The sequence below is a fragment of the Halothiobacillus sp. genome, assembly GCF_028710545.1.
Taxonomy (GTDB): Bacteria; Pseudomonadota; Gammaproteobacteria; order Halothiobacillales; family Halothiobacillaceae; genus Halothiobacillus.
Window position 1 is genome coordinate 1 of the sequence record NZ_JAQTTX010000078.1, and the last position, 7,532, is coordinate 7,532.

9 protein-coding genes and 1 tRNA gene are annotated in these 7,532 nt (G+C 54.9%); 2 read left to right on the forward strand and 8 right to left on the reverse strand.

What is annotated here, in order from left to right:
• Positions 1-87, forward strand: an 87-nt coding sequence (locus tag PHD44_RS11820; protein WP_300186679.1) for a transposase domain-containing protein, incomplete at its 5' end; no start/stop codon positions are given.
• A gap of 35 nt (positions 88-122) precedes the next feature.
• Here PHD44_RS11820 and PHD44_RS11825 read toward each other — a convergent pair.
• Positions 123-650, reverse strand: a complete 528-nt coding sequence (locus tag PHD44_RS11825; protein WP_300191988.1) for an Arm DNA-binding domain-containing protein — start codon at positions 648-650, stop codon at positions 123-125.
• Between the two features lie 154 nt (positions 651-804).
• Here PHD44_RS11825 and PHD44_RS11830 point away from each other — a divergent pair.
• Positions 805-876 (forward strand) — tRNA-Phe (locus PHD44_RS11830).
• A gap of 199 nt (positions 877-1,075) precedes the next feature.
• On the opposite strand, the gene PHD44_RS11835 is transcribed toward PHD44_RS11830, so the two are convergent.
• The 7 genes from PHD44_RS11835 to PHD44_RS11865 all read right to left on the reverse strand — a co-directional run bounded on the left by PHD44_RS11835 (position 1,076) and on the right by PHD44_RS11865 (position 7,078).
• Positions 1,076-2,677: an ankyrin repeat domain-containing protein gene (locus tag PHD44_RS11835; RefSeq protein ID WP_300191989.1), complete on the reverse strand. Its 1,602-nt coding sequence runs from the start codon at positions 2,675-2,677 to the stop codon at positions 1,076-1,078.
• Positions 2,678-2,680: 3 nt separating this feature from the next.
• Positions 2,681-3,850 carry a hypothetical protein gene (locus PHD44_RS11840; RefSeq protein WP_300191990.1) on the reverse strand — a complete coding sequence of 390 codons (1,170 nt, stop codon included), beginning with the start codon at positions 3,848-3,850 and terminating at the stop codon, positions 2,681-2,683.
• The gene (locus PHD44_RS11845) at positions 3,847-4,737 is read right to left on the reverse strand and encodes a glycoside hydrolase family protein (protein ID WP_300191992.1); all 891 of its coding nucleotides are present in this window, start codon (positions 4,735-4,737) and stop codon (positions 3,847-3,849) included. Before PHD44_RS11845 ends, PHD44_RS11840 begins: the two co-directional genes overlap by 4 nt.
• A 28-nt stretch (positions 4,738-4,765) precedes the next feature.
• Positions 4,766-5,542, reverse strand: coding sequence for a TadE/TadG family type IV pilus assembly protein (locus PHD44_RS11850; protein WP_300191994.1), 777 nt, complete (start codon positions 5,540-5,542; stop codon positions 4,766-4,768).
• A gap of 131 nt (positions 5,543-5,673) precedes the next feature.
• The gene (locus PHD44_RS11855) at positions 5,674-5,802 is read right to left on the reverse strand and encodes a hypothetical protein (protein WP_300191996.1); all 129 of its coding nucleotides are present in this window, start codon (positions 5,800-5,802) and stop codon (positions 5,674-5,676) included.
• Positions 5,799-6,626, reverse strand: coding sequence for a hypothetical protein (locus PHD44_RS11860; RefSeq protein ID WP_300191998.1), 828 nt, complete (start codon positions 6,624-6,626; stop codon positions 5,799-5,801). The genes PHD44_RS11855 and PHD44_RS11860 overlap by 4 nt, the downstream gene beginning before the upstream one ends.
• Complete coding sequence (locus tag PHD44_RS11865) at positions 6,623-7,078, reverse strand: hypothetical protein (protein ID WP_300192000.1); 456 nt, start codon at positions 7,076-7,078, stop codon at positions 6,623-6,625. Before PHD44_RS11865 ends, PHD44_RS11860 begins: the two co-directional genes overlap by 4 nt.
• Positions 7,079-7,532: the final 454 nt, after the last annotated feature.

Sequence of the window (7,532 nt, forward strand, 5' to 3'; positions counted from 1 at the left end):
GCCTGGTTGAAAGACACCCTCGAAAAACTACCCACCTGGCCCAACAGCCGCATCGATGAACTGTTGCCCTTCAGGCAGAAAGCATAAACGACCCATGTTTTACAGGTGGAGCGGTTGGACGCTTACTCTTTGAGCGAGTAAAGCGCCCCGGCTTGGGTTAACTCCTTGGAACGGGCACGGGGCAGTCCGGGCGCTTGCATGGCTCGCCTGTGGTCGTTTAATGAATGCTTGCCCCAATCATCCCGGCGGGCTTCTATATAGCGCGGCCATGCTTGCCCGAGAGTGACGGCTTGGCGCTCCTTTTCGCGCTGTTTAGCTGCCTTGGCTTCCTGCTTGGCGGCGTGGGCTTCTGCTTTGTCCTCGCGGTCTTGGCGTGGGTCTGTGCCATTGTCGACCATGATCTTTAGGCGTCGGGCTTCCTTTCGGGCTGCGTCTATATCCCAAGCGTCCGGGCTGCCGATCATCACGCGGGCGGCTTTGCCATCAAAGCGATATTGAAACAGATACGCGCGCGCTCCACTGGCACGCAAACGCAAACCAAGTCCGGGGGCGGTGGCGTCCCATAATGTGATCTCGGATTTATCCGGCGGGCAGTGCGCATCCCTCACACGGGCGGCGGTGAAATTTAAGCGGGTTGCGGTGTCCGTCATATTCGTGTCTCCGAGTGTGCTACCCGCTACCCCAGCAAATCGGGGTAGCGATGGGGTAGCGCTTGGAGCTAATTTACACTAATGCGGACAAATAGCAAAATACGATAAATTTATGATTTTTATTAAAACATGGCATTTTCACTAACGTTGCAAAATGCAATAAAATGGAGTTTTGTGAGGATTGAAAATCCTCGTTTCGGGGGTTCGATTCCCTCTCTGGCCACCATAAAAAACAAAAACTTAGCCCGCCTCGTGCGGGTTTTTTGTTGTCTTCAGGGCACCGATGGGTCACCAAGCCTCACGAAACCATCGCGCCCAGCGAAACCCAGTACCCAATCCCTCCTTGCAGCCCGTAGGACTTTAGCAGGGTGTTGAAAAACACCCCGAATCACCCCGTGCTTGAGACGATAAAAACGTGCCTTGCTCTACGGTTTGTAGGGCGTCAACTTCGGCTGCTTGGACTTGGGTTGTTTCAAAGACTGCACGATGGTCTCAAGTGTCGAGATGTTGTTTTTTGGAAATCCCATAAAGCGAATGAGTTCGCCATTGGCGGTTTGGAAGACGAGCATGGGCGTGCCGCCGCCAAGATCCTTCCACAGCGCGCGGGATTCTGCGATGTGGCGCGATTCTGCACGGGTTGGTTGTACCGGGGTGATGCCGCCCGATTCTTTTGTGACGTTGTATCCTGCGCCAAAGTTGCGCTCCAGTGCGGCTCGATCCCCTTGGCGCAAAATGGCCGCCGCCTTGCCGAGGCTGTCGGTCGAGTAATAGGCCACGGGAATCCATACGGCAGGTACGTCGCCGAAGGGTTTGCCCGAAACCCGACTTTGCCATAATTGCGCACAGGGTGGGCAGTTCGGATCAAAGAACACGTACAAGGCCGGTGCCTTATTCCCCGCTTGGGTGGCTACGCCACTTAGGGCCTTTACCTGATGCCATTCAGTTGCGCTGATCGCCCCGGGATTTAGTCTGGCGCACCTTGGCGCACCGTTGGCACCCAGTTCCGCCATGCCATTAGCGCAGGGCTTGCCTTCGGCTTCCCGCTGCTTCAAGAAGGCATCGAGTTTTGCCTGGTTAGCATCTTTTTTGGTCTGCGGCTCTGACGAACCGGATGGGGGCGGCTCTTCCGGCGCGGCAGGATCTTCCGGGACCACGCCGCGTTCAGCAAGCAGTTGCAGCAATTCGGAAGATGCCTGGTAATCATCAGGATATTTCTTGTACCGTTCTTCGGGGGTTAAAAGGCTGTAGTGGTACCACCAGAAATCTGCATATCGTTGCAAACGCACCTTGTTGTCCGGGCTGTGCCGAATAAGGTATATCGCTATTTCGGGCTTCTTAACCACATCCAGCGGGGTCAATCCGCAGACGGGACACCCCGGAATGGGGCCTTCGATGTAGTAGACATTCGCTCCACGGGTCACGAGCAGTTTCACATTTTCAAAGCGATCCATTTGTGCTGCATTGAACAAAGGCGACTCATAGGCGACCCGATTGTTGATGTGGTCAAAAACCTTCATAACCTTGGGATTGCCACCATGATCCAGCAGCAAAGGAAGAATTTTAGGATCGCTGCCCCCTGCGGCGAGGTACACCGCCGTCTCGCCGCCCGCCATCGGTAGATTGGGATTGGCCCCTTGCTCGAGCAAGGCACTAATCCCCGCATAGTTATGGCAACTCATGGCCCAAATCAATGGGGTAATCCCCTGCGTGCCTTGGCCATTGACATCCGCACCGGCTTGCACCAATGGTTTAACCCTGGTAGCCGCGCCGTCGCAGGCCGCGTTTGCCAGCTCGGCCACCTTGGAATCAGAAAATACCGATGCCGCACTACGCCCGTTCAGACGAAAGGGCTCACCGGTCTGATCACTGGCCTGAGCTGTATTTTTCATCATGCTTGCCGACCAGACTGTGTTCGTGATACTTGTGCCTGAGGATGCGCCACCACAGGCCGTGATTGTTAGCGCAAGGGTAGCGGCACCAAGCACCGACAGGCGTTTACCCAGAGTAGACAGAAATTTGAAGTGCATACATCACCGTTGTTTAGGTAAAGAATCAGGGCTACGCCCAAGCGCTTGGATGGCCGTTTGGATGGAGGTAGCATCCATGAGGCCCGTGAAGCGGTAATACTTTTTGCCCGGTTCGAGCTCAAAACCCAGCGTGGGGGTAGCAATCTGACCGAGAATTCGTTCGGCTTCTCGGGTGTTCGACTGCACTGCTCGCAGTGCCCACGAGGGGATGTGCGATGGTATCGGATAACCGCCTTTGTGACTCTTTTGATCGTACGCCCGCTCATTTTGCAGCAGTGCTTGTGCAGGATGAGCAGCCGCCAACAGGGCGGCTGCTCGGCTCAGGCTGTCTTTGTCGAAATAGGCAATCGGAATCCAATGAATACGCACCGAGTCGAGGTAAGGTATTAATTGTTCCCATTGCTGGGCACAAACTGGGCAGTTGGGGTCAAAATAAACCAGCATGTGCTTGGGGCTGTTCGCAGGCCCTGTATCGATTCCCGGCAGTTTCATCGACCGTTCCCAGAAACGTTGCATCGCGGCCCAGTTCACGTGCTCGTCGGGGCTTGGCCAAACCTGGGTTTTTTGCTCGGCGGCTGTGGGGGCATCGAGTTCGGCCGACGGAATATTCGTTTCAGCACCTTCTGGTAATCCGGACAAAACATCCAAGAACGGATTCAGTGGCTGGGCGATACTGGTTTTTGGCCCGACAATTGTCAGTCGGGGATTTAATGTGCAGGTGTCAAGGACTTTGTGATAAGTGTCAACCGTTGAATAGGGTCCTGACATTGCATTTGGCACTACGGTAGAAATTTCGTAGATCTCTCCGTCGTGAAGTTGTCCTTTAATATCTACAAGGAATTGATTTTTAACATCATGCCGTTCGCTTGTTTGACTACACGCTAATTTGGCTGAAAACGCATGTTGCTGCGCGGAGTATTTTAATATTTTGCATTCCCCTACCCACCTATAATCCCCCGTCGAACTTGAAGAGGCAACCTCCGCAGCAAGGCGAATCGGATCAGGAGCGCGATTGCCTTTTGGCACGCAGTAGATGTCTCCATTGCTCGTTTCCCATTTGCCGGCGGGGATGAAATCTTCTGCCGCTCCCAGCTTCGCCGCCGCGTAACAACTCGAAAATTCGGCCGAAGCGATAAGTAGATTTATCGTTAGAAAACTAATCCTCATATTCATTTACATAAATCTCCTTCAGATAATCCGCTATTCTCGAAATTTACTCGATTTTGTTGAAGATGATTGTTTTTACCTCTTCTGGTGTTTTCTTGGATGGCCCCTTTGAAATTTCCTGACTTCAAATCTGTTTTAATGCTGTAGTATTTTGAAAAACCGCCGTTATATATTAAATCAACCACCGCGTCGAATTCAGTTTGCGTTACATTCTTTCCGGACAACGCTTGTTTTGCCAATCTCTCCGCCCACGCAATATCCTGTTTTGCCCATGTTTCGATTTGTGTTTTGCTGACACTAGCGCCCGGGAAGGCTTTGGGGCTTTTCCACCAAGTGTCCTTGACACAGGCATCGGTCGCTTGCGGGGTCTTCTGTTTTCCCGGCGCTGCCAGATTGGCGGGGCACTGCCCATGCTGGACAAGATGGCCTATGCCTGCTGTGCAATTGCATTTACTGTCATTGTAGTACTGGGGCACTTCGCCCTCGAACTCTGGGAGCTTGATATTGAGATAATTTGAGGACACTGACATCTGAGCCACAGGTTGACAGGCGGCCGCGCCGATGCCAGCGTCTTGTTTTACAACACAATTATTTTGCGCTTCAAAGTCTGCAATGACTTGTGCCTGTGTTTTGCCGGAAGGTATCCACAGGCAGGCGTTCGGGCATGCTGGTTTCGATGCGCCGCCTGGACTCGATGTAGCCCCCGGACCGGATTGGCCGGGGGATTGATAGGGTGGTAGTGTCGAGCCCGGTGTATTCGGGGTATTCGGTGGGTTGGCAATGGGTTGTGATTGGTCGGACCCCGAGTTACACCCTACCAGCAACAGCATGATAAGAACCATAGCGATTTTATGTATTGCTTTGATTTTATCTATTGAAACGTTCCTTTTCATAACCTTAACATTCCTTTGCTGGTATTCATCAGATACAGATATGGTCGGGCGGTGGCGGCGTTGGTGACGGCGTTGGCGTTGGATTTGGTGTTGGTGCTGGATTAGGCGTCGGTGTTGGTGCTGGATTCCCGCCGCCCGACGTGCTGCTACCCGTGCCGGAAGGCAACAGATTGGGATCGCGAATCGGGGTCTGCATGAGTTCGGTGGCCTGCGCCTGAATATCGAGGCTATAGACGGGGTGCCCGGCGATAGCCGTTCGCGCCACGTCCAGGTGACCGATCAGGCGATCAATCACGGGGACGATCAACGGGTACTGATAGGTCACTTTGATTTTGAGCAGGTTGGCATCTTGCACGGTCATGTGGCTTTTTGTGCCAATGGCACTGCCTCGGAAAGGCAGGCTGTCGTTGGGAATGGCGGCTACGCCATCGTATTGGGTTTCTTGCCAGTCGGTGAATGCCGCTTTGGTCGGGCTGATGATGGTGATTGCGGCTGACTGCCCCAACTGGATGTCCGCCTTGGCTTTGGCGTACGCTGCAACTACGGCACCACCACCGGTCTGATGGGCATAAAGCGGCATCAGGCCGCGCGCGAGCCCGTCGATCATGGCGTTCTTTTGGGCAAAGTTCATTGCGCCACTGCGTGCGGCCATGAATGCGGCGTAATCCAGCGTAGTCTTTGCGCGGTACAGCAAAATGCCCTGGAAAATCCCCAGTAAAAACAGGCCGAATACGGGCAGGACAATCACGGCCTCTACCAGCCCCTGACCGCGCTGGCGATGAATTAAAGTGCGCAGGTTCATCATCAAGGCGCTCGAACAACGCCGGGTGGCGGTGTTTCGTTATCGGTGACAGGGGGCATCACCGCGGTCGCTTGGCGGGTAGCACCCATGCTCGGGTCGTTGCCTTCGGCTTCGCGAGCAAGATGTGCGTTAGCTCAAAATAGTCGGACTGCGCTTGCACCATCGCCCGAACCCAGTATCGGCCCAAGGCCCTGACATCCGGTGGTGAGGGCCGCCAAGGCGGCGATGAATGCGGTTTTACGGAGGATTGTCTCGGTCGTCATGGCGTTTGCTTCGGGATTGCTGGGGGAGTCGGGGCTGGTGTTGCTGCTGGAGTCGAGGCTGGTGTTGGTGCTGGCGACGGGGCGGGCATGCGCTGAGCCACGCCGAGGGATGGCAATGCGCCCAGTGGGGGTGGAACATATTGCGCGTTGTCTTCCTTGAGATTCTCCACCACCCTCGGCAGCAGTGGTTGCGGGATATAGCCGCCATATTGAACGGTGGAAAGTTTGTCGAAATTTTGTACCCGCCAACTCATCTGCACCCCTTCATTTGTCCAGATAAAGTACAGATGCAGTCTCAGTGCGGGCATATTGGGATGATCCTTGCGCATCGGCGAGGCTTCCACTTCTTTGACGACACTCTCAGGTATTTGGCTGCGGACAGGAACGCGCGCCCAGTAGGTCGGTGGATTGTCGAGAATACGACCGGTTTCCTCTTTTTTTGCCTCGCTCAAGGCGGCATAACCGCCTTTGCCACTCTTGGGCAGCCACGACCAGTATAGGTAGGCATAGTCCGGTAGTTGGCGGCTATCGCCCGCCAGGCCCAGTGTCTTACCATCGTCAAACGGGTCATTAAAGGGTCGACAACCACCTGCGCCGACGCCATCGCTAAAGCGTAAGGTTCTTGTCGCGGGGGCGGTGAATTCCCCCATATTCCAGATGTCGTGGCCATTGTCGGCGTGACAGGAAAAGGATGCCTCATAGCCCGGGCCGGAGTCTGCGTCAGCGCCCGAACCCAGTATCGGCCCCAGGCCCTGACATCCGCTGGTGAGGGCCGCCAAGGCGGCGATGAATGCGGTTTTACGGAGGATTGTCTCGGTCGTCATGGCGTTTGCTTCGGGATTGCTGGGGGAGTCGGGGCTGGTGTTGCTGCTGGAGTCGAGGCTGGTGTTGGTGCTGGCGACGGGGCGGGCATGCGCTGAGCCACGCCGAGGGATGGCAATGCGCCCAGTGGGGGTGGAACATATTGCGCGTTGTCTTCCTTGAGATTCTCCACCACCCTCGGCAGCAGTGGTTGCGGGATATAGCCGCCATATTGAACGGTGGAAAGTTTGTCGAAATTTTGTACCCGCCAACTCATCTGCACCCCTTCATTTGTCCAGATAAAGTACAGATGCAGTCTCAGTGCGGGCATATTGGGATGATCCTTGCGCATCGGCGAGGCTTCCACTTCTTTGACGACACTCTCAGGTATTTGGCTGCGGACAGGAACGCGCGCCCAGTAGGTCGGTGGCTTTCTCACAATACGAAGGTATTCCTTTTTTTGCGCCTCGGTCATGGTGCTATCGTTACCCTGAGGCACCCACGACCAGTAGAGGTAGGCATAGTCCGGTAGTTGGCGGCTATCGCCCGCCAGGCCGAGTGTCGCACCATCGTCAAACGGATCATTAAAGGGCTGGCAAGCCCCCCCCCTAGGCCACTATCAGAGTTCAAGATTCTTGTCGCGGGGGTAGTGAACTCTCCCATGATTTCAATATTGTGGCCATTATCGGCGTGACAGGAGAAAGATGCCTCATAGCCCGGGCCGGAGTCGGCACCACCCCATCCAGCCCCAAAGCCCTGACATCCGCTGGTGAGGGCCGCCAAGGCGGCGATGAATGCGGTTTTAGCCCGGATATTTCACCGAGGAGGTATCGGCACAGCCTTGAAACCCGCATAAAATCAGCGTGCGACGAAGATTTTGTGGGGAGCTGTACCGATGCCAAATTGTACTGCGGATGAACTGGATTTTG

Bases quoted from the DNA above. Each gene is read 5' to 3' on its own strand.
- PHD44_RS11845 (WP_300191992.1), bottom strand. From the start codon at position 4,737: ATGAAAAGGAACGTTTCAATAGATAAAATCAAAGCAATACATAAAATC.
- PHD44_RS11855 (WP_300191996.1), bottom strand. From the start codon at position 5,802: ATGACGACCGAGACAATCCTCCGTAAAACCGCATTCATCGCCGCCTTG.
- PHD44_RS11850 (WP_300191994.1), bottom strand. From the start codon at position 5,542: ATGATGAACCTGCGCACTTTAATTCATCGCCAGCGCGGTCAGGGGCTG.
- PHD44_RS11825 (WP_300191988.1), bottom strand. From the start codon at position 650: ATGACGGACACCGCAACCCGCTTAAATTTCACCGCCGCCCGTGTGAGG.
- PHD44_RS11835 (WP_300191989.1), bottom strand. From the start codon at position 2,677: ATGCACTTCAAATTTCTGTCTACTCTGGGTAAACGCCTGTCGGTGCTT.
- PHD44_RS11840 (WP_300191990.1), bottom strand. From the start codon at position 3,850: ATGAATATGAGGATTAGTTTTCTAACGATAAATCTACTTATCGCTTCG.
- PHD44_RS11860 (WP_300191998.1), bottom strand. From the start codon at position 6,626: ATGACGACCGAGACAATCCTCCGTAAAACCGCATTCATCGCCGCCTTG.
- PHD44_RS11865 (WP_300192000.1), bottom strand. From the start codon at position 7,078: ATGACCGAGGCGCAAAAAAAGGAATACCTTCGTATTGTGAGAAAGCCA.